The following is a 26,441-nucleotide window of genomic DNA, read 5'->3' as shown; positions in this document are numbered from 1 at the left end:
CGGGCGCGCCTGTGTGAAGGCCGCAGCGTGGGTCAGGGCCATGTTTTCCGGGGTCATTCGTCCAGCAGCACAGGTGGGAGGTCGCGAGAAGGCGCCGCATCCGCGGGGCGAATATAAAGCGGTGCGGGTGGGTCTGTTTCCGTGCCGTATCGGCGCGCCGCGATATGGGCGATGGCCTGAACATGCGCGTTTGGGTCCGTGTCAGTGAAGAGGGGGCCAAGCCCCTCGGCCTCGGCCCGAGGCATCAGGCGTGGGCCTTCGGAGGTCTGCACATAGACCTGATCGCGCGGGGCAGAGATCGCGGGTAGGTGACCGTCGGGCATAATCTCCGCCAAGGAGTCAAAACCTGACACGCCAACGGCCGGGACGTTCAGACCCAATGCAAGCCCGCGCGCCGCTGAAACCGAGATTCGAATGCCGGTGAAGTTTCCTGGGCCGATGCCAACACCAATGGCATCCGGGTCTTTCCAGCCAAGCCCGGCATCTGACAGAACCTCCTCCAGCAGAGGCATCAGGCGTTCGGCCTGCCCGCGTGACATGGCCTCGGCCCGCGTGACGACAATTTCAGAGCCACGCAACAAAGCGGCCGCGCAATGCGCGGCCGATGTGTCAAATGCCAGAAGGGTTGGTTCAGACGGCAACGGGGCGAACCTCGGTCACTTCGGGGATATAGTGGCGCAGCAGGTTCTCGATCCCCATCTTCAGCGTCAGGGTCGAGGACGGGCAGCCAGCGCAGGCCCCTTGCATATGCAGGTAGACCACGCCGCGGTCAAAGCCGTGGAAGGTGATGTCGCCACCATCCTGAGCCACAGCAGGGCGCACGCGACTGTCCAGCAGATCCTTGATCTGGTCGACGATTTCCGAATCCTCGCCAGTATGTTCGGCATGGCCGGAAGCAGGTGCCGCCTCGGCCCCCATGACGGGCTGGCCGGATTGGTAGTGCTCCATCACCGCGCCGAGGATGCTTGGCTTGATATGGTCCCAATCGACGTCATCCGCTTTGGTGACGGTGACAAAGTCATTGCCAAAGAACACGCCGGTCACGCCGCTGACCGCAAAGATGCGCTGGGCAAGCGGCGATTTTTCAGCCGCTTCGGCGGATGGGAAGTCGGCTGTGCCTGCCTCAAGCACCGTTTGGCCGGGCAGGAACTTCAAGGTTGCCGGGTTCGGGGTAGATTCGGTCTGAATGAACATGAGGCAGCTCCGTTTTCGTTGCATCTGATATGCGGGCAGCCGCCTTGGAAGTCAAGATTTGGAACCGTTCTAAATTGAGGCAGCGTGGTTTATCGCGTCAACCAACCGGTCATCACCCCAGAAAACCTCATCCCCGACGACAAAACTGGGTGCGCCGAACAGGTCTAGATCCTTGGCGCGGCTGGATTGCGCAAAGAGCGCTGCTTTGACCTGCGGGTCTTGCGATTTGTCCATAAAAACAGCGGGCAGACCTGCGGCTGCAAGACAATCGGTCAATGTCGATGCGGCTGAGATATCGCGGCCCTCGCCGAACTCGGCCGTGTAAACGGCACGGGCAAATGCGGCCCGCTGGTCCTGGGACGTGATGGCGACGGCCAGACGCGCAGCGTTCAGGGAGTTCTGCGGAAACGGATCGGGGCGTTGAAACGGCAATGCGCGCTGGGCGCATAAACGCTCCATATCGCGCCACATGTAGCGCCCCTTGGCGGGGTAGATTGTGAACGGAGACGTGTTCCAGCCTTGTTCGGCAAAGATGGGCCCCAAAAGAAAGGGCTGCCAGTCGATGGAAACGCCCTTGTCAGCGGCCAGTTGCTCGATCCGCATCGCGCTGAGGTAAGAATAGGTCGAGGCGAATTCGAACCAGAACTGAACGGGTGCTGCCATGTTGCCTCAGGTGATCTCTTCCAGTTTTTCCTTGCTCAGATCGCCCGGCACGATGGTGATCGGGATCGGCATGCTGCCTGAGTTCTTGGTCAGCTGAGTCACCAGCGGACCCGGCCCTTTCTTGTCGGTGCCGGCGCCCAGAACTAGAACCCCAATCTCGGGGTCGGACTGTACGTGTTCGATGATCTGTGCCACCGGATCGCCTTCGCGAATGGCCAATTCAGGCTCAACGCTCTGCTTGTCGCGCATCCATTTAGCGAAGACTTCGAAATGAGCGTGGATACGCTCGCGGGCCTCTTCACGCATGGTTTCGGCCACACCGATCCAGTGATTGAATTCATCCGGCGGGATCACGGACAGAATTGTCACGCCGCCGCCGGTATGCGCGGCCCGCATCGCGGCAAAACGCATGGCGTTCAGGCATTCGCGGCTGTCATCCAGAATGACGAGAAACTTGCGCATTTGGGTCCTCTTGATTTTCTGGGATCATGCCCGACCGATAGCGTGCTGGCAACTCGGGTAAATCCCTAGCGCTCGCTTGCTGCCCAATCCCAGTAGAGCGCGCGGGCGCGACGCGCGATAGGGCCAACCTGATATTGCGTGTCGTCCAGAGCGGTCACTGGCGTTACCTTGTTCATATTGCCGGACATGAACACCTCATCCGCCGCATGGAAATCATCAAAGCTGAGGACCGCTTCATGTACGGTGAAACCATCGGCGCGCAGGTTCTTGATGTGTCGCGCGCGGGTAATCCCGGCCAGAAAGGTGCCGTTTGGCATGGGGGTAAAGACCTCTCCGTCCTTGGCCAGGAAGATATTGGCCGTGGCGGTTTCGGCCACATTACCCATCGCGTCGGCGACAAGCGCGTTCGAGAACCCTTTGGAGCGCGCCTCAGTCAGCATCCGGGCGTTGTTCGGGTATAGGCACCCGGCCTTGGCATTCACGACGGCGGATTCCAGCACCGGACGGCGGAATCGGGTAGTCGTCAACGTGACCGAGGCCGTCTCGGGCGCCATTGGGATCTCTTCAAGACAGATGGCGAAACCGGTACTGTCTTTCTGTGGCACGATGGCCGTGACGTCTCCGTGGATGCCCCAATACATCGGACGGATATAGACAGCCTGATCCGGGCCATAGGATTGCAGCCCTTCGCGCACCAGATCGACCATTTGTTCCGGCGTTACGGTCGGGGTCAGCATCAGCGCCTCGGCGGATCGGTTCACGCGGGCGCAATGGGCCAGCAGGTCAGGGGCCATGCCGTCAAAGTAGCGCGCGCCATCAAAAACCGAGGAACCTAGCCACGACCCATGATCCGCCGCCCGCATGATCGGTGCGTCCCCTTCATGCCATTGGCCTTCGAAATAGGTGCGGATATTCTTGCCGACTGCCATAGCGCCCTCCCTCAGCTTTCGGCAAACCTAGGAGGGCGTCAGGCGAAGGTCCAGTGCAATCAGCGCGAGGCTGCGCCGACCATGCCCACAATCTCGTAGGTTTGTTTCAGGATCGGGGCGGCAATCGCACGCGCCTTTTCCGCACCACGGGCCAGGATCTGGTCAATCTCGGACTGCTCGCCCATCAGGCGGGCCATCTCGGACGAGATCGGAGACAGTTTTTCGACCGCCAGTTCCGCAAGCATCGGCTTGAACTCACCGAACTGCTTGCCGCCAACCTCGGCCAGCACCTGCGCGGCCGAGCTGTCGCTGAGCGCGGCGTAGATATTGACCAGATTGCGCGCCTCGGGACGATCTTCCAAACCGTCGACTTCTGAGGGCAAGGCATCCGGGTCGGTTTTGGCCTTGCGGATTTTCTTGGCGATCGTGTCGGCATCGTCGGTCATGTTGATGCGGCTCATGTCTGACGGGTCAGACTTGGACATCTTCTTGGAGCCGTCACGAAGGCTCATGACCCGTGTGGCCGCCCCTTCGATCACGGGTTCGGTGACCGGGAAGAAATCGACGCCGAAATCGTTGTTGAATTTGATCGCGATGTCGCGCGTCAGCTCAAGATGCTGTTTCTGGTCCTCACCCACCGGCACATGGGTTGCGTGATAGATCAGAATGTCCGCGGCCATCAGCGCCGGATAGGCAAACAAACCCAGCGAGGCGTTTTGAGTGTTCTTGCCCGCCTTGTCCTTCCACTGGGTCATGCGCTGCATCCAGCCCATTCGGGCAACGCAGTTGAAGATCCACGCCAATTGCGCGTGTTCGGGCACCTGGCTTTGGTTGAACAGGATAGATTGTTCTGGGTCGATGCCCGCCGCAATATAACCCGCGCACAATTCGCGCGTGTTGTGCGACAAGGCGGCGGGGTCCTGCCAGACGGTGATTGCGTGCAGGTCGACCATGCAATAGATGGTTTCGAACTCTGGCCCCTGCATATCCACAAAGCGCTTCATCGCGCCCAGATAGTTGCCCAGGGTCAGCCCGCCCGAAGGCTGGATGCCGGAAAACACGCGCGGCGTGAATTGGGTCTGGGTCATCGAAGGGAACTCCCGTCTGGAAAAATCAGCCCTCGTCGCTTACCCATGAGGCCAAGGGACGTCAACAGCCGCGAAAGGCCAGCCCAATGAGCAGTGAGCATTATACACCCGCCGTGAACCCTCTGCCGCCTGTCGTGGTGGCCTTGGTTCTGTTCATCATGGGGATCGAGCTGGCGTTTACGCTGGGCGCCCGAGGTCTGGTCGGAGGGCCGGGCGCGGTCGGATGGCGGCTGGATGCGCTGCAGAGCTACGCGTTCTCAGCCGATATCTTCGACTGGATGGTGCAGAACGGGCGCTGGCCATTCGAGCATGTCATCCGCTTTGTGACCTATCCGTTCGTCTCGGGCAGTTTTACGCAGGCGGTGTTTGTCTGCGTTTTCGTGCTGGCCATGGGCAAGATGGTGGGTGAGGTCTTTGGCGGCTTTCCGATGCTGCTGATCTTCGTTCTGTCGGGTGTTGGTGGCGCGTTCGCCTATGCGCTGTTTCTGGACCCGTCTTATCCGCTGGTCGGAGGGTTCCCACCGGTCTATGGGCTGATCGGGGCATTTACTTGGTTGCTGTGGCGCAAACTGTCTTTGGTTGGCGCCAATCAGGCGCGGGCGTTTCAGTTGATTGCGGTGCTGATGGGCATTCAGTTGCTGTTCGGATTGCTCTTCGGCGGCACAGGTGATTGGGTGGCCGATCTGGGCGGTTTTGCCACCGGGTTCGGCCTGTCCTTCTTTTTGGCGCCGGGTGGTTGGGCGCGGATCAAGGGCTGCATCCGGCGTGAGTAGTCATGACCGGCGCAGGGCCGTTTTGAACTCGGACAGTCTAAACGCCCCCAACAGGTGGCCGAATGCGAAGTAGCTGACTGCTGCAACCATGATCAGCGCAAGCAGAGCCAGATAACGCCACCCGGGCACATCCAGCGTCCAGCCGAACAGTTGGATGGCGGCAAACAACACCGCGCCCATCCCGACCGATGCCAAGATGATCCGCCCCGCGCGGCGCCGAAAGCGGTCGTCGAACCGAGTCTCATCGCCCATATTCCGCGCGCCAAAGGCCAGTAGGCCAACCATGGCCCAGCCAGCGGCAGAGGCCGCAATGGCAGGGGCAATCCATCCGAAAATCGGGTAAAGGCCAAAGGCAAGCGCCGCGTTGATGATCATTGCCACCAAAGCATAGTGGAACGGAGACCGCGTGTTCTCACGCGCGAAATACAGCGGTTGCAGCAGCTTCTGGAGCATGAACGCGGGTAGGCCGATGCCATAGATCGCAACGGCCAGGGCTGTCGCGGCTGTGTCCTCAGCGGTGAACTGGCCCCGCTGGAACAGGACCGAGACCAGCGGGTTCGGGATGATCAGGAAGGCTACGGTCGAGGGCAGGGTGAGCAGCAACATGAACTCTCCGGCCCGCGAAAACGCATTGCGCGCGCCTGCTTTGTCATCCGCGCGCAAGCGGCGAGACAGATCGGGCAGCAGCACGATTCCGATGGCAATCCCGACAACACCCAGGGGCAGCTGATAAAGGCGGTCTGCCGCAAACAACCAGCTGACAGCTTTCTCGGTCTTTGAGGCCACAAGTTGCCCTACAACCAGATTGACCTGCGTCACCCCCATGGCCAGGGCGGCGGGTACGGCGATGCGGACCATATTCCGCATCTCGGGCGTCAGACGCGGCAACCCAAAACGTATGCGGATACCGGCGCGTTCGGTGGCAAACCAGACCAACGCCAACTGCGCCACACCTGCCAAAGGGATCACGGCGATGAGCCAGCGAATGACCTCACCTCCGGATATCGCGCCAGCGATCAGGGCGGTGCAGGCGAAGATGTTTAGAAGAACCGGTGCTGCGGCGGCGGCAGCAAACCGCCCGGTCGCGTTCAGAACGCCCGAAAACAGCGCCGCCAGTGACATGAAAAGAATGTAGGGGAAGACGACATAGCCATAGTCGACCGCCAAGTCGAAGCGCTCATCGCCGTAAAACCCCTCGGCCGTCAGCCAGACGAGGCCGGGCATGAACACCATCGCCAACCCGACCAGGGCTAATACCGCAGCGACCAATAGGTTGAAAGCGTCTTGCGCGAACCCTTGCGCGTTCTCTCCGCCTTCTAGCCGCTTGGAAAACATCGGCACGAAAGCTGCGTTGAATGCGCCTTCGGCAAAGAAGCGGCGGAACATGTTGGGCAGACGGAAAGCCGCGACGAAGGCGTCCATCACCGGGCCGGGGCCGATGAACGCGGTCAGCAGGATCTCACGCAGAAAGCCCAGAATGCGACTTGCCAACGTCCAGAAGCCGACCGTGAAAAAGCCGGAAAACAGCCGGATCTGCTTCATGAGGCCGCTCGCTCGGCGCCCTCGGTTATGGCTTTGCGCAGTTTGGTCTCAAGCCCGCGCTGCTTGCTTTCCGAGTGGTATTTCAGCCCGAACATGTCCTTGACGTAGAATGTATCCACCACCTGCTCGCCATAGGTCGCGATCACGGCGTTGGCGATATAGACATTGGCCGCTGCCAGCGTGCGTGTCAGGTCATAGAGCAAGCCGGGGCGGTCGCGGGTATCAACCTCGATGATCGTGTAGATCTCGGACCCGTCATTGTCGAAGGTGATATGGGTCGGCACGTTGAAGGCGCGTTCGCGTTTCTTGATCTTGTCGCGCGATTTCAACGCCTCGCGGGCCACGACCTCGCCTTTCAGCGTTTTGTGGATCATCTGGGTCAAACGCGGCAGACGGCTGGCTTCGAACGGGTGGCCTTCAGCATCCTGTATCCAGAACGCATCCGTGACATAGCCATCCTTGGTGGTGTAGCTGCGGGCATCCACGACGTTGGCGCCGACCAAGGCCAAGGCCCCGGCGATCCGTGCGAAAATACCGGGGTGATCACCCATGGCAAAGCAGGCGCGGGTGGCGTCGCGATCCTCGTCCGGATGCAGGCGAATTTCCATCGCGCCGGGATCGCCGCTGTGCTCCAGCGCCCGTAGCATCTCGGCAAATTCTACGTGGGTCGAGAAGTTCAGGCCTTGCCAGTACGGGGCATAGTGCCGCCCGGTTTCCGTCTTCAGATCGGCCTTGGACCATTCGGCCAGTTCTGCGCGCAGCAGTTTCTTGGCCTCGGCCCCGCGATTGGCGCGGTTCAGATCCTCCATGCCCGTTTCCAAGGCACGTTTGGTTTCCGCATGCAGCGCGCGCAGCAACGTGGCTTTCCAGTTGTTCCACGTATTGGGCCCGACACCGCGAATGTCACAGACGGTGAGCACGGTCAGCAGATCCAGCCGTTTGACCGTTTGCACAGCTTTGGCAAAATCCCGCACGGTCCGAGGGTCCGAGATATCGCGTTTTTGTGCCATATCCGACATCAGAAGGTGATAGCGCACCAGCCATTCGACCGTCTCGGCATCGGATTTGTTCAGCCCAAGCCTAGGGGCCACTTTGCGCGCGATTTGCGCCCCGAGGATCGAGTGATCTTCGGGCCGCCCCTTGGCGATGTCGTGCAAAAGCAGCGCAACATAGAGGACCTTGCGGTTCACGCCCCCTTCAAGGATCGAGGACGCCAGCGGCAGCGATTCAACCAGCTCTCCGCGTTCGATCTGGGCGAGGTTGACGATGCACTGGATGATATGCTCGTCCACCGTGTAGCTGTGATACATATTGAACTGCATCATCGCCACGATGGGTTCGAACTCGGGTATGAAGGCCGATAGCACCCCAAGTTCGTTCATCCGGCGCAGGGCGCGTTCCGGGTTGCCATGTTTCAGCATCAGGTCGAGGAAGATGCGCTGGGCTTCCTTGTCGTTGCGCATATCTTCGTCGATCAGGTGCAGATTGGCCGTGACCAGCCGCATGGCATCCGGATGGATCAGCATGCCCGTGCGCAGGCCTTCCTCGAACAGGCGCAACATGTTCAGCTTGTCGGTCAGGAATGTATCCGGATCGGCAATGTCCAGACGACCATGAACCATGCTGTACCCGGCTTTGACCCGAGGACGGCGGCGGAAAATCCGCTCCAGCAGCGGGGCGCCTTTCATATGCAGGGCTTCCAGCTTGGTCAGGAAGATCCGCGTCAATTCCCCTACGCTGGTGGCATGGCGGAAATAGCGCTGCATGAACACTTCGACGGCCCGCCGCCCGGCCCGATCTTCATAGCCCATGCGCGCCGCAACCTCGACCTGCATGTCGAAGGTCAGCTGCTCGGTCGGGCGCCCTGTGACCAGATGCAGGTGTGAGCGCACGGCCCAAAGGAAGTTTTCGGCCTCGGCAAACGTCTTGAATTCATCGGGCGTGAACAGGCCCAGCGGGACCAGCTCGGCCACGTCTTGCACACCGTAGATGTATTTCGCGATCCAGTAGAGCGACTGCAGATCGCGCAGCCCGCCCTTGCCCTCTTTCACATTGGGTTCGACCACGTAGCGCTGGCCCTGCTTGAGGTGACGCTCGTCGCGTTCCTGAAGCTTTGCCTCAATGAACTCGCGCTCGGTGCCCTTGAACAGATCGGCCTTGAGGCGTTGGTCCAGTTCCTTTGCGAGGTTCGTATCACCAGCCAGATAGCGCTGTTCCAGCATCGCGGTGCGGATGGTGAAATCTTCGGTCCCCAGACGCAGGCAATCCTTGATCGTGCGTGAGGAATGGCCAACCTTCAGGCGCAAATCCCACAGGATATAGAGCATGGATTCAATCACGCTCTCGGCCCAGGCGGTGATCTTGTAGGGCGTCAGGAACAGCAGGTCGACATCCGACGCGGGTGCCATCTCACCGCGCCCATAGCCGCCGACCGCAAGAACGGCGATGCGTTCCCCCTGCGTCGGGGTGGCCAGAGGGTGGAGATGCTCGCTAGCGACCCGCATCGCAGTGCCGACCAGACAATCCGTGAGGTAGGTATAGGACCGGGTCAGAGGGCGCGCATCGAAGGGGCGGGCGGCAAACGCCTCGGCAATGGCGGCGCGCCCGGACTTTTGCGCCTCACGCAGAATGCGCACCGTTTCAGCACGCAACGCGGAATTGTCAGTACCTGCCTCGAACGCCGCAGCAAGCTGAGCGTCAACGTGGGCACCGTCGAAAATATCCTCGGGCGGGCAGATAAGTGAGTTTTCAGGCACTGCGGTCAGGTGAGGCTGGTCAGAAACCGGCCCCTGAGAAGCTTTGAGGGGCAGGGTCAATCACAACCACCTGTTTGTTCTGGATCGTGGCAACCGCCAGACCGCGTTCATTGGTACCGTCCGAGCGCAGGCGGAAAATGCCGCCAACGCCCTGGAAACCGGCGCTCTGAGTCAGCGCAGCCCCGGTCAGAGCATTCGATTTGCCTTGGCTGACAAGCGCCCCGATCGCGGCGATCCCATCATAGGCCAGCCCGCTGATCGGATGAGGCGCTTCGCCATAGGTCGCATTGTAGCGCTGACGATAGGCCTGCGCTTTTGCAGGATCAGGTAGGGCAAACCAACCGCCCTGAACACCGGGCAGTTCCAGCGTTTGGGCTGGAATGTCCCACCGTGTCAGACCGATATACTGAGAGGTCGACGGCGAAACCCCCGCTTCAGGTAGAAGCTGCGAGAACAAGGGCAGCGCGCCCGCGGTGGTTGCAGTCAGGAAGACCGAGTCCGCCCCCGTCGAATCCATGGCGGATTTGATGTTGGGTACCGCGTTGATCACGCCCTGCTGCGACCGGTCGTAGCCGACACTTCCGGCGTTGTTCATGCTGCTGCTGGCCAGCGCATTAGCAATGGCCGAGCGGCCAGCCTCTCCGGCGGCGTCATTGCTGTGTACGATGATTGCTCCTGTCTTGCCCTGTCTTCCGCCATAATTGGCCAGTCGATTGGCCGTGTTCTGGAAGGTCGGCCCCAAAACAAAGACATTCCCGCCCGCGATACTAGTGTTGTTCGAGAAGGACAGGACGTTGACGTTGTTGTTCAGCACCGCAAGACCGGCCGCGTTGGCGGCCTGTGCATAGACTGGTCCGATGATGATCTTGGCCCCATCCGCCACAGCCTGTTGCGCCACGCCCGAGGCCGTACCGGCATTGCCTGCCGTATCATAGACACGCAGGTCGATTGTAACGTTCGGCAGGTCCGACATCGCCAGACGTGCTGCATTTTCAAGGCTTTGCGCCAGCGCCGCGTCGCCGGACTGGCCCGATCCGCGCGGAACCAGAAGCGCAACGGGCACCGGTTCCGAGGTGTTGATCGAGGGGCCTCCGCCGACGCCAGTGGTTTCACATGCGGCCAGAAAAACGGCGGTGGTCAGGGCAATTGTGGTTTTGGCCAACTTGCTTACGGACTTGCAAACGGTAAACATCTAAAAGAAAACTCCCTGATCCGGCGGCTTGCGACGCTGCTATTCTATCGAGCCGCGATAATAAACGTCACGCTGTGAGGGTCCAGCTTTGAATTTCCAAAACATAAGTTTGGCTGCAGGCCTGTATTTTGTTGCCACACCGATCGGAACGGCGCGCGATATTACGCTCAGGGCGTTGGATGTGCTGGCCTCGGCCGACATGATCGCCGCAGAAGACACCCGCAGTCTGCGCCGGTTGATGGAAATCCACGGTATCCCCTTGGGCGGACGTCGCATTCAGGCGTATCACGACCACAGCGGAGCGGGCGCACGCGGCAAGATCATGGATGCTTTGGCCGCAGGGCAATCCGTTGCCTATGCGTCCGAGGCCGGTATGCCGCTAATCGCCGACCCGGGCTACGATTTAGGGCGGCAGGCGTCCGAGGCCGGGCACACCGTCACTTGCGCACCGGGCCCGTCCGCCGCGCTGACGGCGCTGACGCTGGCGGGTCTACCAACGGATGCGTTCTTTTTTGCGGGCTTTTTACCGAATGCGTCTGGCGCGCGCCGCAGCCGAATCGAGGCGCTGCGGGATATTCCCGGAACGCTGGTGTTCTACGAATCACCCAAGCGCGTGGCTGGATGCTTGTCCGATCTGTCAGACATCCTGGGCGCCGACCGGCAGGCGGCTTTGTGCCGCGAGCTGACGAAGAAGTTCGAGGAAGTCCGACGTGGCTCTTTGCAAGACCTGGCAGAAGCCTACCAAGACCAAACCCCCAAGGGTGAGGTCGTTCTGCTCGTGGATCGCAGCCATTCGCCAAGCGTTAACGAATCTGACGTAGAAGAGGCATTGAAACAGGCTTTACAAACCCATTCGGTTCGGGATGCGGCGGATTTGGTGTCAAAGATGTATGAACTTCCCAGACGTCCCATTTACCAGCAGGCCCTCAAACTGGGAAAGGGATGACATGACGCAGCGTGCGGTGCGGGGGTCGGTATCTTATCATGCAGGGCAATCTGCGGAATTGCGGGTTGCAGCCGACTATGAACGCCGCGGATTCTCGATCGCTCACAGACGCTGGCGCGGTGCCGGGGGTGAAATTGACCTGATTGCGCGGGGTGACGAAGGGCTCGTTTTCATTGAGGTCAAGAAAAGCACCAGTTTCGACAGGGCTGCGGCTCGGATCACCCCACGGCAGACTCAGCGTATCTGCGCATCAGCGGCGCAGTTTCTTGAAAATGAACCCGGCGGGCAATTGACGAATGTTCGGTTCGACGCGGCGCTGGTCGATGGCACGGGCGCTGTTCAAATCATCGAAAACGCCTTCGGACCGGTCTAAGCCCCATTGAACCCCTCGGCCTGCTGCGCCATGTATCTGGCGTGAAGTTGAGGGACATGCCATGAAAATCGCCTTTCAAATGGACCCGATCGGGGCCGTGGATATCAACGCCGACAGCTCTTTCCGCCTCGCGGAAGAGGCACAGGCCCGCGGGCATGAGCTGTTCTTCTACGGGCCGGATCAATTGGCCTATCAGGAGGCGCGGATCACCGCGCGAGGACAAGACATGCAGGTTCAGCGCGTTGCCGGAGACCCCGCGGTCCTCGGTCCCGAGCGTGAGGTTGATCTGGCTGAGTTTGACGTGGTGTGGCTACGTCAGGACCCGCCGTTCGACATGCATTACATCACCTCGACGCATCTGCTGGATCGGTTGAAGGGGCAAACTTTGGTGGTCAATGACCCGTTTTGGGTACGCAATTACCCCGAGAAACTACTGGTTCTGGATTTCCCCGAATTGACCCCTCCGACCACGATTGCGCGGGACATGCAGACCATCAAGGCCTTCAAGGACAAGCATCAGGACATCATCCTTAAACCTCTTTATGGAAATGGAGGGGCTGGGGTGTTCCGGTTGGATGCCAATGACCGCAACCTGACCTCGCTGTATGAGCTGTTCACCGGATTCTCGCGCGAGCCGTTGATTGTTCAGAAATTCCTGCCGGATGTGAAGAACGGCGACAAGCGTGTGATTCTCGTGGATGGAGAGCCTGTGGGTGCCATCAACCGCGTCCCGGCCGAAGGTGAGACGCGTTCCAATATGCATGTCGGCGGGCGACCCGAAAAGATTGGTTTGACCGAGCGGGATCTCGAAATCTGCGCGGCCATCGGCGCTCTACTAAAGGAAAAAGGCCAGATCTTTGTTGGGATCGACGTGATCGGAGACTACCTGACCGAGATCAACGTCACCTCCCCCACCGGCATTCAGGAGCTTGAGCGCTTCAACGGAGAGAACATCGCCGAAAAAATCTGGCAAGCGATCGAGGCCAAAGTCTAAGCGCAGCAGGTGTGGGGGGCGCTTAGGTGGGTGCGTACATCGGAATGGACGGGCGCACTAAAGGTCGAGTTCCTCGCTTGAACATGGCGCAAGCGGTAAGCTGCCGGACTTGTCTAGGACGACGGGCAATGATCAGTTCCGCCGTAGTTTGTATCCCAATCGGCCTCGCAACATACTGAGGGCGAACATCTAAGCCATGGCCCGTGCGCTGATCCGAAAACTTAGCGCTTCGGCCACGTGCGGTCGCCGGATATCAGCGGAGCTATCCAGGTCGGCTATGGTTCGCGCGACCCGTAGGATGCGGTGAAAGGCGCGCGCTGACAGGCCGAACCGGTCGGCGGCCTTGAGCAGCAGCTCTTTGCCCTCAGCATCTGGGGCGGCGACCTCTTCCAGTAATTTACCCTCGATATCAGCGTTTTGACGTACGCCCTTCCTGACTTCCGACATTTTTTCGTATAAGTCATTGATATTATTATGCCTTGGTTGCCAAAAGGCACTACACGGACTTTTTTCGCCAGCGATTGTTTCGGAGTGTTGAGGGAGCTCAGGCTTTGGTCTGGCCAGTTTTTCGGGTGCGCCCGGGGGGTATCTTGAAAGGGGCTTCGTTCCAGGTCAGGCCGACGCAGGTGAGGATGCGTCTGGCATCGACCGTGGCATGGCTTGGCATGCCGTAGCGGTCAGGGGTGCCTTTGTGGCGCAGGATCGAGAGCTGCAATGCGTTCAACTCGTTGCGGATACGAGCCGGGCTCATCGGGTGTCCGAGCAGGTCCAGATGCTTGCGCAGGTGCTGCAGGCAGCAGAAGGCCATGTAGCAGATGGCGATATGGGCCCGGACCCGACGCGGCGACCAGTGATAGATGGGCCGGATTTTCAGATCGTGCTTGTTGGTGCGGAAGCAGGCTTCGATCTCCCACAACTGGTGATAGCGGGCAATGACGTCCTGTGCCTCCAGTTCGTCCGCACCATGAACAACAATGGCATGCAGCCCGTCCCATTGTGCCGCTGCCTTGATCTTTGCATCATCCAGCGTGACGTCCCCGCTGTCGGGGAAGGCCAGGAAGCGGCCATATCCCCGGCTGCTGAAGCTGCCGGGTTTGCGAGAGCGCTTGAGCTTCTTGTGCAGCTTTTCGATTGCCTTGTCGCGCTTGTGGGCATCATTGCGTGCCCGGGTGGGTGACCAGGTCACAATGACCCGCGCTCCCTCCTGGTCGATCACCTTGTACCAGCCCTTCTCGGTTGCCTCTTCAGAACCGTGTCCAGCCCAAGGCTGGCGTCCCTCCGGGCTCAAAATGTTCGCCTTCACGGCGGCCGGGGCGGACTTCATGCGATAGCCGAGGATGTAGGGCAGACCCTTGTTCTGCAACATCTGCTGGTTGTCCTTGCTGAGCATGGCGGCATCGGCCACGAACGTGACCCTGGCCACGTCGAAGCGTCCCTCCAACGCCTTCAGCGCAGCTTCCAGCGTATGACCTTCCCAGGTGTTTCCCGGGAAGAGTTCATAGCCCACAGGCAGCCCATCGGAGGTGACGATCAGCGCCAGCATGACCTGAGCGCGGTGATGCTTGCCATCCTTGCTGAAGCCCTTGGCCAGAAGATGATCCTGCTCGACCCCGTCCGCATCCTCGGCCGGGTCCTCGCGCTCGGTGTCAAAGGCCAGGGTCGTGCAATCGTAGAACAGCACGGTCACTGGCCCGCCCAGCAACTTCTCTGCCGCCGCGTGAGAGGTTTTGCAAATCCCGTCTATCACCGGCGTATTGATGTAATCCATGCTCCGATAGACCACGTCCAGATTGAGCGTGATGCCTGCCTGGTTCTCCAACGCCTCCACGGTCGCGCGCTTGCTCTCGGGCTGTGCGATCCGCGCCATAACCAGCTCTTTCACAATGCGATTGGCACTTTTACGCGCCGCCCCCAGAAGGGCCCCCCAACCCAGTTGGTCATACATCGTCCCCATGACATCCCGCAGACCCAGAGAGACCCGCGCCTCCTCACGGCACTCGGCAAGATCAACGCCAAGCTTGTCCGGCCGCGGAGCGCGGCGCACCAGCGCCTGCAGATCGGCATATTCCGTGGGCGTGAACAGTTCCATTTGCGGCGAGCGATCAATGCGTAATTGCTCCATCAAGCGGCCCGCCAGACGCTTGATATCCTCAATCTCGCTGTCGTTATGGGCCACACCCACATGGCGCAGGATCTTCTGGCGTACCTTGGAGCCGGTGCGGACGGATTCAACGATCTGGATCCGTGTGCGGTTGAGCTTTGCGTCATGTTTGGTGCGGATGAACATGGGCGAAGAGGTTAGCCATCTGAAGGCCCATGTCAATACTTTTTATAATAATGGGGCACTACAACGCGCCTCTGAGCAACCACACCTGAAAACAAACCAAAAACCCAGTCAGATCAACAAAAAGGTCGGAAGTCAGGAAAGGCGCGCGCTGACAGGCCGAACCGGTCGGCGGCCTTGAGCAGCAGCTCTTTGCCCTCAGCATCTGGGGCGGCGACCTCTTCCAGTAATTTACCCTCGATATCAGCGTTTTGACGTACGCCCTTGTGACCTTCAAACCGAGCAGCCTGAACGGCGCGGGCCTGCTCCACACGCGCGGCCACGGTGGCCGAACTGTCGCCAGACGGCGGCAGATCAAGGTCGGTGAACGCTACCGGAGGCACTTCGATGCGCATATCGAACCTGTCCATCAAAGGGCCGGAGATGCGGTTCAGGTAGTCTTCGCCACAGCCCGGTGCGCGGGAACAAGCGCGGGACGGATCGGTCAGGTACCCGCATTTGCACGGGTTGGCTGCCGCGACCAGCATGAAACGGCAGGGGTACTTCACATGGGCGTTGGCGCGGGCGACCATGACCTCTCCGGTTTCGATCGGTTGGCGCAGGGTTTCCAAAACGGTGCGAGGGAATTCGGGGAACTCGTCCATGAACAACACCCCGTTATGGGCCAGAGAGATTTCTCCGGGTTTTGTACCGCGTCCGCCGCCGACAATCGCCGCCATCGAGGCGGTGTGATGCGGTTCGCGAAAGGGCCGCGTCCGGTTGATGCCGCCTTCGTCCAATAACCCACAGAGGGATTGGATCATCGACGTTTCCAGCGCCTCGACCGGGGTCAAAGGCGGCAGGATGCCGGGCAGGCGCGCGGCGAGCATGGATTTGCCCGATCCCGGCGTGCCGATCATGATCAGGTGGTGCCGTCCCGCTGCAGCGATCTCAAGCGCGCGTTTGGCGCGTTCCTGTCCTTTGACGTCTCGCAGATCGCGGGTATTGGAGGACAGGCTGACTTCGCCCGGTGTGGCCGCAGCCAGTGGGGCCTGGCCCGAGAAATGGCGCACCACGTCGCCCAGCGAACCGGCTCCTATGACCTGAGTGGCGTCCACCCAGGCAGCCTCGGCGCTTGAGGCGCGGGGGCAGAGCAGGGCGCGATCCTCGGCCGCCGCCGTCATCGCGGCGGGCAAAGCGCCCACGACCGGAACCAGCGACCCGTCCAAGGATAATTCGCCCAACGCAACAGTGCCCTCGGCCGCGTCTGCCGGGATGATCTCTAAAGCTGACAGGAGGGCGACGGCGATAGGAAGGTCGAAATGGCTGCCCTCTTTGGGCAGGTCGGCGGGGGATAGGTTGATGGTGATGCGTTTTGACGGCAAGGCGATGGCCATGGCGCCAAGTGCGCTGCGCACCCGATCTCGGGCCTCGGACACTGCTTTGTCCGGCAGGCCGACGATAGAAAAGGCGGGCAGGCCCGGAGAGACGGCGCATTGCACCTCGACCGGGCGGGCATCAACCCCTTGAAACGCAACCGTATGAGCGCGGGCAACCATGGCAATCCTGTTCTTGGTTAAAAGGACGTTGCTGCCATGGCGGCGGTTTAGGAATGGTTAACGGCTGCGCGCATCGCAGTAAATTTGGGCCAGGCGTCCGGATCTGCGACTGTTTTGTCGCGGCAGAACGTGTTGCAGAACCCCCAGCGCTGGCCGTCGAGGTCGAGGAAATCGGTAACCGGGTCGCCGGAATACGGACAGTGCGCGTTGACTGAAGGGCCTTCTTCGGCGGGTCGTGCCTCGGACGGTTCTCCAACAGGCCAGTGGGCCGAAGGGGAATATTCTGGGTAGGGATACGGATTGTATTGAACCGTCAGCCCCATCGCGCGCCATTGTCGGACCGATGTATCTGACAGCAAGCTTAGGCAATAGCTTCGATTTTCGGTTGAGATTGGCAGATCATATCCAATGATCCGCGCCGCGACAGGGGTGTAGAAGACATCGGCCAGCGAGTATGCTCCGAATAACGGCCCTTCTGACGCGCCCGAGATCGCTCGGGCATGCGCCCAAAGCGTCTCAATCCGGGCGAGGTCTTTCAAAGTGTCCGCTGATGGCTGAAAACCCTTCCAAACATGCGCCAACTGCATCGGGCATTCCCCGCGCAGTGCGGTAAAACCCGCGACCATTTCGGCGCACAGCCAACGGGCCGTTGCGCGCGCGGCGGGGTCTGAAGGCCAAAGGCCAGCTTCGGGGTGCCGTTCAGCCAATGTCTCGGCCATCGCGAGGCTTTCGCCCACAACCGCACCATCGGGCAGACGCAGAGCGGGAACCAGACGGGCCGGAGCAAGGGGTTCCATATCCGTGGCCATGGTGCCGGAATAGAGGCCAACCAAGTGGCTGCGATAGGGCAGGCTGAACTTCTCGAGCATCAACCAGCCGCGCATGGACCAGCTAGAAAACAAGCGGTCACCGATAAAGAGATCATAGGTCATGATCAAAGGATGACGGAGCCGGAAGCGCTCGTAAATCAGTGATTTGTGACCTGCCGGATCACGGAAGATGATTGATGGCACCGACGGACCATTCGCCCGCGTTATAGGCGATCTGGGTAACCGACAGGTTGTCGATCCGGTGCGAAAACGCTTGTTGCGCCTCAATATTCAAAGCGCGCTGTACTTGCGTCAGGATCACTCCGAAATGGGCAACAATGACCAGATCCGCGCCCGCATGTGTGGCCATCAGCGCATCGACGGTTTTGTCGACCCGCGCACGGACGTCGTTCCAGCTTTCTCCGTTTGGAGGGCGCACTTCGCCGGGATTGTCCCAATATGCAAAGGCAAGCTCGGGGTCTTCGGCTTCGATCTCGGCGAAACCGCGCAGTTCCCATGTGCCGAAGTTGATCTCGCGCAGGTCAGGGTGGTGGGGCAGGCGGAGGCGCTGGCCTTGGATCGCCGTTGCCGTATCCGCCGCGCGCGACAGGTCGGATGAGACAACAACCGCGTCCGCAGGGATGTGATCATGCAATCGCTGCAGCGCGGCCTGATCGCTCAGATCGGCGGGCAGATCGGACCAGCCGACCATCGTTTTGGCATGGGTGGGGCCGTGGCGGACCAGATGAAGCCGCGTCATGGCAACTGTCCCTTCAAGACCATGGGCAGCCCCGCCGTGACCTGAACCACCAGGTCGGCCTGTGCTGCTAGCGCGATGTTCAGCCGGCCCTGTGCTTCGCGGAACCGCCGGGCGAGGGCGTTTTCGGGTACGATGCCGTGACCAACCTCATTCGAGACAATTACAAGCAGCGCCGGGCAGCTGCGCAGGGCGCTCAGCAGTTGGGTCTGGGCCTGATCCAGATCGTTCTCGGCCAGCAGGTGATTGGTCAGCCACATCGTCGCGCAATCAATCAGGCAAACGTGATCTGCGCTCAGTTCTGCCAAAACCGGGACAACGTCCATCGGTGCCTCGATGGTTTCCCAGCCGGACCCGCGTTGTTCGATGTGGCGATCGATCTTTTGCCGCATCTCGCTATCAAACACTTGTGATGTCGCAAGGTAAACCCGGTTTTTCCCTGAGGATACAACCAGTTGTTCAGCATAGGCCGACTTTCCCGATGCGGCTCCTCCCAGCACAAAGGTTAAATTGGCAGTCACAATTCTTACCTTTCTGGTGATCCACTTGGTGATGATCTGCGTATCGACCCTAAGTCGGCAAGGCAAGCCCGGCTGATGCCTGCAAAAAGGGAGAGTTTCATGGCACTGGACAACGCATCCGATTTCTCGATGTCCCGCAAAGCGATGAAGGCCGAACTGCTGGACGCGGAAACCGAATTGCAACTGGCCTATGCGTGGCGTGACAACCGCGACGAACAAGCACTGCACCGACTGATCACCGCCTACATGCGTCTAGCTATTTCGATGGCGGCCAAGTTCAAGCGCTACGGCGCTCCGATGAACGACCTGATCCAAGAGGCCGGTCTTGGATTAATGAAAGCCGCAGACAAGTTTGACCCTGATCGCGGTGTGCGGTTTTCGACCTATGCGGTGTGGTGGATCAAAGCCAGCATCCAGGATTACGTGATGCGTAACTGGTCGATGGTGCGGACCGGTTCGACCTCATCCCAGAAATCTCTGTTCTTCAACATGCGCCGCGTTCAGGCACGGTTGGAACGTGAAGCCGCCACCGAGGGGCAGGAGCTGGATCGGCATCAGCTACACCAGATGATTGCAACGGAAATCGGCGTCCCCTTGCGCGATGTCGAGATGATGGAGGGGCGTCTGTCCGGCTCGGATTTTTCGCTCAACGCGGTGCAGTCAGCGGATGAAGATGGGCGTGAGTGGATTGATGCGCTGGAAGATGATCGTGAGCAGGCCGCCGAGGCGGTTGAACATCGCCACGACACTGAACAGTTGCGCGAATGGTTACTGATGGCGATGCAATCCCTCAATGACCGCGAAAGATTTATCGTGCGTGAACGCAAGCTGCGCGAACCGGCCCGAACCCTTGAAAGCTTGGGGAATGAGCTGGGGCTATCGAAGGAACGTGTACGCCAGCTTGAGGCTGCAGCCTTCACCAAGATGCGCAAGAACCTTGAAGCCCAATCGCGTGAGGTGCAACACTTCATCGCATGACAAGATTTGCGATTCTGTTGTGTGTGCTGGCGTTTACAGCCAGCGCTTTGCGCCCGGTCCAGGCCGGTGAGTTGATCCCCGAGGATGTCCTGACCGCCATGCAGGACGCAGATGTGGTGATCCTTGGTGAAATCCACGACAATCCACGTCACCACCTTGTGCAGACCGAGGCGCTGGGCGCGATCGCTCCGTCGGCTGTGGTGTGGGAAATGGTCACCGAAGAAGGCGCGCAACGTCTGGCTCAGACAGCCGCGTCCAACCCCGAGGAATTGTCTCGGATCCTGCGCTGGGCGGAGTCTGGCTGGCCCCCTTTGAGTATGTACTACCCAGTCTTTCATGCCTCGGACGCGCCGGTCTATGGCGCCATGGTTCCACGCACGGCCGCGCGCGCCGCGATGGAAAAAGGCGCGGCCACAGCCCTTGGTGCAGATGCCGCGCGGTATGGCTTGACCGTTCCGCTGTCGCCCGAAGATCAGGCCGCGCGCGAGGCGGATCAACTGGCCGCCCATTGCGATGCTCTGCCAGCCGAAATGTTGCCGCAAATGGTCTCGATTCAACGTCTGCGAGACGCGGTGCTGACCCGAGCAATCCTGCGCGCCGACGAGGAAACCGGTGGTCCGATTGCGGTGATCACCGGCAATGGCCACGCGAGAACCGACCGGGGCATCCCGACCTTTCTGTCGCGCCTGAAGCCAGGGCTGAAGGTCTTTGTACTGGGTCAGTCCGAAGGGGGAGTGATCGACGGGACCTTTGATGCGGTGATCGATAGCCCGGAAATCGAGCGTGAGGACCCTTGCAAAGCGTTTGAGACGCAGAATTAACCGCTGGAACTACCCGGTGGCCTTGCCTAATGTCAGGACCGACCGGGACGGGAAGGGCTGAACATGCTGGCATCCAAACGCATTCTGCTGATCATCGGCGGTGGCATTGCGGCCTATAAGTCGCTCGATCTGATCCGACGGCTGCAAGAGCGCGGTGCGCAAGTCACTCCCGTTTTGACCCGCGCCGCTGAGGAGTTCGTGACGCCGCTGTCGGTCTCCGCACTTGCAGGCCAGAAAGCCTATCGCGATCTCTTTGACCTGACCGATGAGGCCGAGATGGGACATATCCAGCTGTCACGCTCGGCTGACCTGATCGTGGTTGCCCCCGCTACGGCGGATATGATGGGCAAGATGGCGGCAGGATTGGCCAACGATCTGGCCTCGACCCTGCTGATGGCCACGGACACGCCGGTTCTGTGTGCGCCTGCCATGAATGTGCGCATGTGGGATCACCCGGCGACCCAGCGCAATCTGAAGCAGTTGCAGCAGGACGGCATCCGCTTTGTAGGACCCAACGAGGGCGACATGGCCTGTGGTGAATATGGCCCGGGCCGGATGTCCGAACCGCTCGAGATCGTTGCCGCCGTTGAGGCGCAATTGGCCGATGGGCCGTTGAAGGGTAAACGTATCCTCGTGACCTCCGGCCCGACGCATGAACCGATTGACCCGGTGCGCTACATCGCCAACCGCTCATCCGGGGCGCAGGGGACGGCCGTTGCCCGCGCCTTGGCGGCGCTTGGGGCTGAGGTGGTTTTTGTCACAGGCCCTGCCGACGTTCCGCCGCCCCAAGGCGTACAGGTCGTGCGGGTCGAGACCGCGCAACAGATGTCGGACGCAGTGGATGCGGCGCTTCCTGTGAGTGCAGGTGTGTTTGCCGCCGCAGTTGCCGACTGGAAAGTGGCCACCGCCTCGGATCGGAAACTGAAGAAAAGCCGCGATGGTCTGCCCTCGCTGGAGTTCGCCGAGAATCCCGACATCCTGAAACGCGTCTCGCAGATGGGCGCGGGTCGCCCTGATCTGGTTGTGGGCTTTGCAGCGGAAACCGACGATGTGATCGACAACGCAACTTCAAAGCGCGCCCGCAAGGGATGCGACTGGATCGTGGCAAATGACGTCAGTCCGGCAACCGGCATCATGGGTGGTTCTGAAAATGCAGTGGTCCTGATCTCGAATCAGGGGGCCGAGAGCTGGCCGCGTATGGGCAAAGACATGGTCGCCGCGCGTCTTGCACAAAAGATCGCCGACGCGCTGGCCGGATAAAACAGAAGGAATACAGATGGTAGCTATCAGCGTGATCCGGGAAGTGGGGGCAGATGCTTCTGTTCCCCTGCCTTCATATGAGACCTCAGGCGCGGCCGGCGCTGATGTACGTGCCAACCTGCCCGAAGGCGCGTCGATTTTCTTGGAGCCGGGGCAGCGCGCCCTTGTCCCCACTGGCCTGCGAATCGAGATCCCGGCGGGCTATGAGGTGCAGGTCCGCCCGCGCTCCGGGCTGGCATTGAAGCACGGCATCACCCTGCCCAACACGCCGGGGACCATCGACAGTGACTATCGCGGCCCGCTGGGTTTGATCGTCATGAACGCAGGGCAGGACCGGTTCGAGGTCACCCACGGAGAACGTATCGCGCAGCTGATCGTCGCGCCTGTCGTGCAGGCCACGTTCGAGTTGACCGAAACACTTGGCGAGACCGAGCGTGGCGCTGGCGGGTTCGGCTCAACCGGGCGCGGCTGATGCTGCTGGTTCTGGTCCTCGCCGCGGGTCTTTGGGGCGTCGGCTATATCGCGGGCGTGTCCCGGACGGCGCGTGTGACCTCGGTCAGTGTGCTTATGGCCGGGGTGATCCTGTCGCATTTGGTTTTGCCGAGTGGTCATCCTCTGCGCGAAGCAACCGGAGGATCGGCGGCGCTGTGGCTGATGCTGGCCGGGGCGGCCGCTCTGGTCATGGTCTATGGCAAGGGACTGAAAGCGCTGCGAAATCGGGCGCAGCCCGAAGCGGACAAGACTGAGGCCAAACCCTCGGACCGGTTCACTGAAACAGAACTGGACCGCTATGCCCGCCATATCGTTCTGCGCGAACTGGGTGGACCGGGGCAGAAACGGTTGAAAAAGGCGCGCGTGCTGGTGATTGGGGCCGGGGGTCTCGGCGCACCAGCCTTGCAGTATCTGGCTGCAGCGGGTGTGGGCACGATAGGGGTGATCGACGACGACGTGGTCGAAAACGCCAATCTCCAGCGTCAGGTCATCCACCGCGATGCCGATATCGGAATGCCCAAAGTGTTTTCGGCCCAGCAAGCGATGGAGGCACAGAACCCCAACGTCACTGTCCTGCCCTACAATCGTCGTCTGAGCGATGATATCGCGAACGACCTTTTGGGCGACTTCGACCTGATCCTAGATGGCACCGACAATTTCGAAACCCGCTATCTGGCCAATCGCACGGCCGTTGCGTTGGGCAAACCGCTGATCTCGGGCGCGTTGTCTCAATGGGAAGGACAGCTGAGCGTCTTCGATCCGGCCAATGATGCCCCCTGCTACCAGTGTATTTTCCCCGAAGCCCCCGCAGCCGGTCTGGCCCCATCCTGTTCCGAGGCAGGCGTGATCGGCCCCTTACCGGGCGTGGTTGGGTCCATGATGGCGGTTGAGGCGATCAAGGTGATCACCGGGGCCGGCCAAGCGCTGCGCGGCGAAATGCTGATCTACGACGCGCTTTATGGTGAAAGCCGAAAGATCACCCTCTCCAAGCGCTCTGACTGCCCGATTTGCGGCGCCGGTGGTGAATAAACGCGGTGTTGCTCTGGATCATCTGACCGGCCCTTCCTAGGTTGTGGGCAAAGGAGATCTGAATGACTAACCCGATCCTGTCCGACTGGACCACTCCGTTTGAACTCGCCCCTTTTGCCAAGATTTCGGATGATGATTTCGCCCCTGCTCTGGATGAGGCGCTGCAGGCGCATAGCGCGCAGATCGACGCGATCGCCACAAACACTGAGGCCCCGAGTTTCGCCAACACGATCGAAGCGCTTGAGGCGGCGGGTGAGCAACTGGACAAAGTGCTGTCGGTTTTCTTCACAGTTGCGGGCGCGGACAGCAATCCGAAACGAGAAGAGCTGCAGCGGGAATTCTCGCCAAAGCTGGCGGCGCATTTTTCGGGGATATCCTCGAACAAGGCGCTGTTCAAACGCGTGGCCAACCTGTGGGCGCGGCGAGATGATCTGGGCTTGAGCGAAGAACAGGCCCGCGTGTTGATGCTGTCTCATCGCGGTTTTGTCCGCGCCGGCGCGGCGTTGGAGGGCGAGCAGGACGCCCGGATGCAAGAGATCAAGGCGCGGCTGGCGTCACTGGGAACCTCATTCACTCAGAACCTGCTGGCGGATGAGCGCGACTGGTTCATGGACCTGTTCGAGGATGACCTGCAGGGCCTGCCGGATTTCGTTGTCGATGCCGCGCGCGCGGCGGGTCAGGAAAAGGGCGCCGCTGGTCCCGTAGTCACCCTGTCGCGGTCGATCATTGTGCCGTTCCTGCAGTTCTCCCCTCGTCGCGACCTGCGGGAAAAAGCCTATCGCGCCTGGACCGCGCGCGGGGCGAATGGTGGTGAGACCGACAACCGCGACATCGCAGCCGAAATCCTTAGCCTGCGCGAGGAACGCGCCAAGCTGTTGGGCTATGACAGCTTTGCCGACTACAAGCTGGAAACCGAAATGGCCCGCTCGCCTGACCGCGTCCGCGACCTGCTGATGCAAGTGTGGGAGCCTGCGAAGGCGCGCGCCGACGCAGATGCCGAAGTTCTGACGGCGATGATGCAGGAGGATGGCGTGAACGGCCCTCTGGCGGCGTGGGATTGGCGCTACTACGCCGAGAAACGCCGCAAGGCCGAGCATGATCTGGATGAGGCCGCGCTGAAACCCTACCTGCAACTGGACCGGATGATCGAGGCCTCGTTCGCCTGTGCCAACCGTCTGTTCGGGTTGGAGTTCAAACCGCTGGACGTGCCGCTCTACCACCCGGATTGCCGGGCGTGGGAGGTGACGCGAGACGGCAAGCACGTCGCAGTCTTCATTGGTGACTATTTCGCACGCGGGTCCAAACGGTCGGGCGCGTGGTGCAGCGCAATGCGGGGGCAGGCGAAGTTCCCCAAAGAACAGGCTCCGGTCGTGATCAACGTTTGCAACTTCGCGAAAGGCGATCCGGCGTTGTTGTCCTATGACGACGCGCGCACGCTGTTCCACGAATTCGGACATGCCCTGCATCAGATGCTGTCGAATGTGACCTATGAAAGCATCTCGGGCACGTCCGTGGCGCGCGACTTCGTCGAACTGCCAAGCCAGCTTTACGAACATTGGCTGGAGGTCCCCGAGGTTCTGGCCGAGTTTGCCACCCACGCGGACACTGGCGAGGCAATGCCGCAGGAAATGCTTGAGAAAGTACTGAAAGCCGCGAATTTCGATCAGGGGTTCCAGACGGTGGAATATGTCGCCTCGGCCTTGGTTGACTTGGCTTTCCATGAAGGCGCGGCCCCGGCGGACCCGATGGCGAAACAGGCCGAGGTCCTGGACGGCATCGGTATGCCCGCAGCCATCGGCATGCGCCACGCGACCCCACATTTCGCGCATGTTTTCGCGGGCGATGGCTATAGCTCGGGCTACTACAGCTACATGTGGTCCGAAGTGATGGATGCCGACGCGTTCGAGGCCTTTGAAGAGGCCGGAGGGGCCTTTGACCCCGAACGTGCCAAAGCTCTGGAAGATAACATCCTGTCCACCGGCGGCTCGCGCGAGGCTGAGGAGCTGTATCTGGCCTTCCGGGGCCGGATGCCGGGTGTCGAAGCTTTGCTGAAAGGGCGTGGCCTGATCGCGGCGTAAACCCTTCTCCCCGGTCCAAGGGGGGATCAATACCCTAGCTGGCGATCCACCAGATGCACGAACGGCTCGCCAGCTTCCCCGCGCCGGATATTTTCGACGATCACCTGCGCCGCTGTGACCGGTCGGGTTTCCGAAGCGATATGCGGCGTCACCGTCACGTTTGGATGCGCCCAGTAGGGGTGATCGGCGGGCAGAGGCTCAACCCGGAATACATCCAGCGTGGCATGTCCGATCTGGCCTGTGTTCAACGCCTGCAATAGCGCGTCATCGTCAATCAGAGGCCCACGCCCCGGATTGATGATCCGCGCGCCTTTGGGCATCAATGCAAGTGTTCCGGCGTTCAGAGTGTTCTCGGTCGCCAGTGTATCAGGCAGCAAAAGGACGGCGATCTCAGCCTGTGACAGAGCCTCTCGCAACCCGTCTTCGCCGCTCAGGCAGGTTACTCCGGGGATGTCTTTGGGGGTGCGGCTCCATCCGGTGACGTTGAAATTCAATGCCGCCAGCGCTTGGGCTGCGTCCTGCCCCAATACCCCAAGGCCCAGCATGCAGACGTGCCGCTGCCGTGCCAGAGGCGGCACTTCGTGGACCCAGACGCCATCCTGAACTGTGATGTGCTGGTCCATGCCCAGATGATAGCGCAGCACATGCCCCACGACCCATTCGGTCATGCCTTGGGTCAGCCCGTGATCTACCATCCGCGCCAGTGGAACGGTCAGCGTCTTGTTTCCTGCGATCTTCTCAACCCCAGCCCAGAGGCTTAGAACCGCTTTCAGCCTTTTATAGGGCGTGAAATCCAGCAGCCCGCCGCTTGGGGCGTAGACGATATAGTCCACCTCATCCTCGGGGAATTCGGTTGCCAGATTGAAGGCGACACCTGCCTCTTGCAGTCCTTCGGTCAGAAGCGGCTGGTACACCGGCCAAAGTTCGGGGCGCGCGAAGAATTGGATATTGACGGACACGCG

Annotated in this window: 26 protein-coding genes and 1 pseudogene; 11 read left to right on the top strand and 16 right to left on the bottom strand. The window is 60.7% G+C overall.

Features of this window, described 5'->3' with window-relative positions:
• Positions 1-53: 53 nt before the first annotated feature.
• The 6 genes from tsaB to trpS form a co-directional block, all read right to left on the bottom strand.
• Positions 54-641, bottom strand: coding sequence for a tRNA (adenosine(37)-N6)-threonylcarbamoyltransferase complex dimerization subunit type 1 TsaB (gene tsaB / locus ACOERD_RS09750; RefSeq protein ID WP_419738883.1), 588 nt, complete (start codon positions 639-641; stop codon positions 54-56).
• Entirely contained in the window at positions 631-1,194 is a 564-nt protein-coding gene (locus ACOERD_RS09745; RefSeq protein ID WP_170462695.1) for a NifU family protein, read from the bottom strand. Before ACOERD_RS09745 ends, tsaB begins: the two co-directional genes overlap by 11 nt.
• A gap of 69 nt (positions 1,195-1,263) precedes the next feature.
• On the bottom strand, positions 1,264-1,857 hold the full coding sequence (locus tag ACOERD_RS09740; protein ID WP_419738882.1) for a 2-hydroxychromene-2-carboxylate isomerase: 594 nt from the start codon (positions 1,855-1,857) through the stop codon (positions 1,264-1,266).
• Positions 1,858-1,863: 6 nt separating this feature from the next.
• Positions 1,864-2,319: a universal stress protein gene (locus ACOERD_RS09735; RefSeq protein ID WP_170378913.1), complete on the bottom strand. Its 456-nt coding sequence runs from the start codon at positions 2,317-2,319 to the stop codon at positions 1,864-1,866.
• A gap of 65 nt (positions 2,320-2,384) precedes the next feature.
• A complete protein-coding gene (locus ACOERD_RS09730; RefSeq protein WP_419738881.1) occupies positions 2,385-3,248 on the bottom strand; it encodes a branched-chain amino acid aminotransferase in 864 nt (287 codons plus the stop codon).
• Between the two features lie 59 nt (positions 3,249-3,307).
• On the bottom strand, positions 3,308-4,336 hold the full coding sequence (gene trpS, locus ACOERD_RS09725) for a tryptophan--tRNA ligase (protein ID WP_170528442.1): 1,029 nt from the start codon (positions 4,334-4,336) through the stop codon (positions 3,308-3,310).
• 86 nt (positions 4,337-4,422) lie between these two features.
• Here trpS and ACOERD_RS09720 point away from each other — a divergent pair, with 86 nt between their 5' ends.
• Positions 4,423-5,109 (top strand): rhomboid family intramembrane serine protease, encoded by a 687-nt coding sequence (locus ACOERD_RS09720; protein ID WP_419738880.1) that lies wholly within the window; start codon positions 4,423-4,425, stop codon positions 5,107-5,109.
• Here the strand turns inward: ACOERD_RS09720 and murJ are convergent, their stop codons facing one another.
• From murJ to ACOERD_RS09705, 3 genes are read right to left on the bottom strand one after another with little or no spacing between them, the layout of a single operon-like run.
• Positions 5,110-6,651 carry a murein biosynthesis integral membrane protein MurJ gene (murJ, locus tag ACOERD_RS09715; RefSeq protein WP_419738879.1) on the bottom strand — a complete coding sequence of 514 codons (1,542 nt, stop codon included), beginning with the start codon at positions 6,649-6,651 and terminating at the stop codon, positions 5,110-5,112.
• The gene (locus ACOERD_RS09710) at positions 6,648-9,467 is read right to left on the bottom strand and encodes a [protein-PII] uridylyltransferase (protein WP_419738878.1); all 2,820 of its coding nucleotides are present in this window, start codon (positions 9,465-9,467) and stop codon (positions 6,648-6,650) included. Before ACOERD_RS09710 ends, murJ begins: the two co-directional genes overlap by 4 nt.
• Positions 9,427-10,599: a penicillin-binding protein activator gene (locus ACOERD_RS09705; protein WP_170378902.1), complete on the bottom strand. Its 1,173-nt coding sequence runs from the start codon at positions 10,597-10,599 to the stop codon at positions 9,427-9,429. The genes ACOERD_RS09710 and ACOERD_RS09705 overlap by 41 nt, the downstream gene beginning before the upstream one ends.
• A gap of 88 nt (positions 10,600-10,687) precedes the next feature.
• Between ACOERD_RS09705 and rsmI the strand changes: the two genes are divergently transcribed.
• The 3 genes from rsmI (at position 10,688) to gshB (ending at position 12,912) form a co-directional block, all read left to right on the top strand.
• Positions 10,688-11,545 (top strand): 16S rRNA (cytidine(1402)-2'-O)-methyltransferase, encoded by an 858-nt coding sequence (gene rsmI, locus ACOERD_RS09700; protein ID WP_419738877.1) that lies wholly within the window; start codon positions 10,688-10,690, stop codon positions 11,543-11,545.
• Position 11,546: 1 nt separating this feature from the next.
• On the top strand, positions 11,547-11,918 hold the full coding sequence (locus ACOERD_RS09695; protein WP_170639945.1) for a YraN family protein: 372 nt from the start codon (positions 11,547-11,549) through the stop codon (positions 11,916-11,918).
• Between the two features lie 61 nt (positions 11,919-11,979).
• On the top strand, positions 11,980-12,912 hold the full coding sequence (gshB, locus tag ACOERD_RS09690) for a glutathione synthase (protein WP_419738876.1): 933 nt from the start codon (positions 11,980-11,982) through the stop codon (positions 12,910-12,912).
• Between the two features lie 189 nt (positions 12,913-13,101).
• Here the strand turns inward: gshB and ACOERD_RS09685 are convergent.
• A pseudogene (locus tag ACOERD_RS09685) lies at positions 13,102-13,347 on the bottom strand (ATP-binding protein); the annotation flags it as partial.
• Positions 13,348-13,456: 109 nt separating this feature from the next.
• The gene (locus ACOERD_RS09680; protein ID WP_419737624.1) at positions 13,457-15,199 is read right to left on the bottom strand and encodes an IS1634 family transposase; all 1,743 of its coding nucleotides are present in this window, start codon (positions 15,197-15,199) and stop codon (positions 13,457-13,459) included.
• Between ACOERD_RS09680 and ACOERD_RS09675 the strand changes: the two genes are divergently transcribed.
• Complete coding sequence (locus ACOERD_RS09675) at positions 15,192-15,377, top strand: hypothetical protein (RefSeq protein ID WP_419738875.1); 186 nt, start codon at positions 15,192-15,194, stop codon at positions 15,375-15,377. The genes ACOERD_RS09680 and ACOERD_RS09675 overlap by 8 nt on opposite strands.
• Here ACOERD_RS09675 and ACOERD_RS09670 read toward each other — a convergent pair.
• From ACOERD_RS09670 to cobU, 4 genes are read right to left on the bottom strand one after another with little or no spacing between them, the layout of a single operon-like run.
• Positions 15,313-16,734, bottom strand: coding sequence for a YifB family Mg chelatase-like AAA ATPase (locus ACOERD_RS09670; protein ID WP_419738874.1), 1,422 nt, complete (start codon positions 16,732-16,734; stop codon positions 15,313-15,315). The genes ACOERD_RS09675 and ACOERD_RS09670 overlap by 65 nt on opposite strands.
• A gap of 47 nt (positions 16,735-16,781) precedes the next feature.
• Entirely contained in the window at positions 16,782-17,666 is an 885-nt protein-coding gene (locus ACOERD_RS09665) for a glutathione S-transferase (protein WP_419738910.1), read from the bottom strand.
• 58 nt (positions 17,667-17,724) lie between these two features.
• Positions 17,725-18,303 (bottom strand): histidine phosphatase family protein, encoded by a 579-nt coding sequence (locus ACOERD_RS09660; RefSeq protein WP_170666856.1) that lies wholly within the window; start codon positions 18,301-18,303, stop codon positions 17,725-17,727.
• Complete coding sequence (cobU, locus tag ACOERD_RS09655) at positions 18,300-18,821, bottom strand: bifunctional adenosylcobinamide kinase/adenosylcobinamide-phosphate guanylyltransferase (protein WP_419738909.1); 522 nt, start codon at positions 18,819-18,821, stop codon at positions 18,300-18,302. The genes ACOERD_RS09660 and cobU overlap by 4 nt, the downstream gene beginning before the upstream one ends.
• A 99-nt stretch (positions 18,822-18,920) precedes the next feature.
• Here cobU and ACOERD_RS09650 point away from each other — a divergent pair, with 99 nt between their 5' ends.
• The 6 genes from ACOERD_RS09650 (at position 18,921) to ACOERD_RS09625 (ending at position 25,479) form a co-directional block, all read left to right on the top strand.
• Complete coding sequence (locus ACOERD_RS09650; protein ID WP_170378887.1) at positions 18,921-19,799, top strand: RNA polymerase factor sigma-32; 879 nt, start codon at positions 18,921-18,923, stop codon at positions 19,797-19,799.
• Positions 19,796-20,620 (top strand): ChaN family lipoprotein, encoded by an 825-nt coding sequence (locus ACOERD_RS09645; RefSeq protein WP_419738873.1) that lies wholly within the window; start codon positions 19,796-19,798, stop codon positions 20,618-20,620. Before ACOERD_RS09650 ends, ACOERD_RS09645 begins: the two co-directional genes overlap by 4 nt.
• Before the next feature lie 63 nt (positions 20,621-20,683).
• On the top strand, positions 20,684-21,880 hold the full coding sequence (coaBC, locus tag ACOERD_RS09640) for a bifunctional phosphopantothenoylcysteine decarboxylase/phosphopantothenate--cysteine ligase CoaBC (RefSeq protein ID WP_419738872.1): 1,197 nt from the start codon (positions 20,684-20,686) through the stop codon (positions 21,878-21,880).
• Positions 21,881-21,896: 16 nt separating this feature from the next.
• On the top strand, positions 21,897-22,352 hold the full coding sequence (dut, locus tag ACOERD_RS09635) for a dUTP diphosphatase (protein WP_419738871.1): 456 nt from the start codon (positions 21,897-21,899) through the stop codon (positions 22,350-22,352).
• On the top strand, positions 22,352-23,401 hold the full coding sequence (locus ACOERD_RS09630; RefSeq protein WP_419738870.1) for a HesA/MoeB/ThiF family protein: 1,050 nt from the start codon (positions 22,352-22,354) through the stop codon (positions 23,399-23,401). The genes dut and ACOERD_RS09630 overlap by 1 nt, the downstream gene beginning before the upstream one ends.
• A gap of 62 nt (positions 23,402-23,463) precedes the next feature.
• Positions 23,464-25,479 carry a M3 family metallopeptidase gene (locus ACOERD_RS09625; RefSeq protein ID WP_419738869.1) on the top strand — a complete coding sequence of 672 codons (2,016 nt, stop codon included), beginning with the start codon at positions 23,464-23,466 and terminating at the stop codon, positions 25,477-25,479.
• Positions 25,480-25,505: 26 nt separating this feature from the next.
• On the opposite strand, the gene ACOERD_RS09620 is transcribed toward ACOERD_RS09625, so the two are convergent.
• Complete coding sequence (locus tag ACOERD_RS09620) at positions 25,506-26,438, bottom strand: 2-hydroxyacid dehydrogenase (protein WP_419738868.1); 933 nt, start codon at positions 26,436-26,438, stop codon at positions 25,506-25,508.
• Positions 26,439-26,441: the final 3 nt, after the last annotated feature.

It is taken from the genome of Ruegeria sp. (genome assembly GCF_965199275.1).
In the GTDB taxonomy this organism is placed as follows: domain Bacteria; phylum Pseudomonadota; class Alphaproteobacteria; order Rhodobacterales; family Rhodobacteraceae; genus Ruegeria.
This window is presented reverse-complemented; position numbering and strand designations above follow the sequence as displayed.

Bases quoted from the DNA above. Each gene is read 5' to 3' on its own strand.
- coaBC (WP_419738872.1), top strand. From the start codon at position 20,684: ATGCTGGCATCCAAACGCATTCTGCTGATCATCGGCGGTGGCATTGCG.
- ACOERD_RS09625 (WP_419738869.1), top strand. From the start codon at position 23,464: ATGACTAACCCGATCCTGTCCGACTGGACCACTCCGTTTGAACTCGCC.
- ACOERD_RS09650 (WP_170378887.1), top strand. From the start codon at position 18,921: ATGGCACTGGACAACGCATCCGATTTCTCGATGTCCCGCAAAGCGATG.
- ACOERD_RS09660 (WP_170666856.1), bottom strand. From the start codon at position 18,303: ATGACGCGGCTTCATCTGGTCCGCCACGGCCCCACCCATGCCAAAACG.
- ACOERD_RS09645 (WP_419738873.1), top strand. From the start codon at position 19,796: ATGACAAGATTTGCGATTCTGTTGTGTGTGCTGGCGTTTACAGCCAGC.
- murJ (WP_419738879.1), bottom strand. From the start codon at position 6,651: ATGAAGCAGATCCGGCTGTTTTCCGGCTTTTTCACGGTCGGCTTCTGG.
- ACOERD_RS09735 (WP_170378913.1), bottom strand. From the start codon at position 2,319: ATGCGCAAGTTTCTCGTCATTCTGGATGACAGCCGCGAATGCCTGAAC.
- trpS (WP_170528442.1), bottom strand. From the start codon at position 4,336: ATGACCCAGACCCAATTCACGCCGCGCGTGTTTTCCGGCATCCAGCCT.
- ACOERD_RS09720 (WP_419738880.1), top strand. From the start codon at position 4,423: ATGAGCAGTGAGCATTATACACCCGCCGTGAACCCTCTGCCGCCTGTC.
- dut (WP_419738871.1), top strand. From the start codon at position 21,897: ATGGTAGCTATCAGCGTGATCCGGGAAGTGGGGGCAGATGCTTCTGTT.
- ACOERD_RS09705 (WP_170378902.1), bottom strand. From the start codon at position 10,599: ATGTTTACCGTTTGCAAGTCCGTAAGCAAGTTGGCCAAAACCACAATT.
- ACOERD_RS09630 (WP_419738870.1), top strand. From the start codon at position 22,352: ATGCTGCTGGTTCTGGTCCTCGCCGCGGGTCTTTGGGGCGTCGGCTAT.
- ACOERD_RS09680 (WP_419737624.1), bottom strand. From the start codon at position 15,199: ATGTTCATCCGCACCAAACATGACGCAAAGCTCAACCGCACACGGATC.
- ACOERD_RS09745 (WP_170462695.1), bottom strand. From the start codon at position 1,194: ATGTTCATTCAGACCGAATCTACCCCGAACCCGGCAACCTTGAAGTTC.
- ACOERD_RS09740 (WP_419738882.1), bottom strand. From the start codon at position 1,857: ATGGCAGCACCCGTTCAGTTCTGGTTCGAATTCGCCTCGACCTATTCT.
- gshB (WP_419738876.1), top strand. From the start codon at position 11,980: ATGAAAATCGCCTTTCAAATGGACCCGATCGGGGCCGTGGATATCAAC.
- ACOERD_RS09730 (WP_419738881.1), bottom strand. From the start codon at position 3,248: ATGGCAGTCGGCAAGAATATCCGCACCTATTTCGAAGGCCAATGGCAT.
- ACOERD_RS09675 (WP_419738875.1), top strand. From the start codon at position 15,192: ATGAACATGGGCGAAGAGGTTAGCCATCTGAAGGCCCATGTCAATACT.
- ACOERD_RS09665 (WP_419738910.1), bottom strand. From the start codon at position 17,666: ATGACCTATGATCTCTTTATCGGTGACCGCTTGTTTTCTAGCTGGTCC.
- ACOERD_RS09695 (WP_170639945.1), top strand. From the start codon at position 11,547: ATGACGCAGCGTGCGGTGCGGGGGTCGGTATCTTATCATGCAGGGCAA.
- ACOERD_RS09670 (WP_419738874.1), bottom strand. From the start codon at position 16,734: ATGGTTGCCCGCGCTCATACGGTTGCGTTTCAAGGGGTTGATGCCCGC.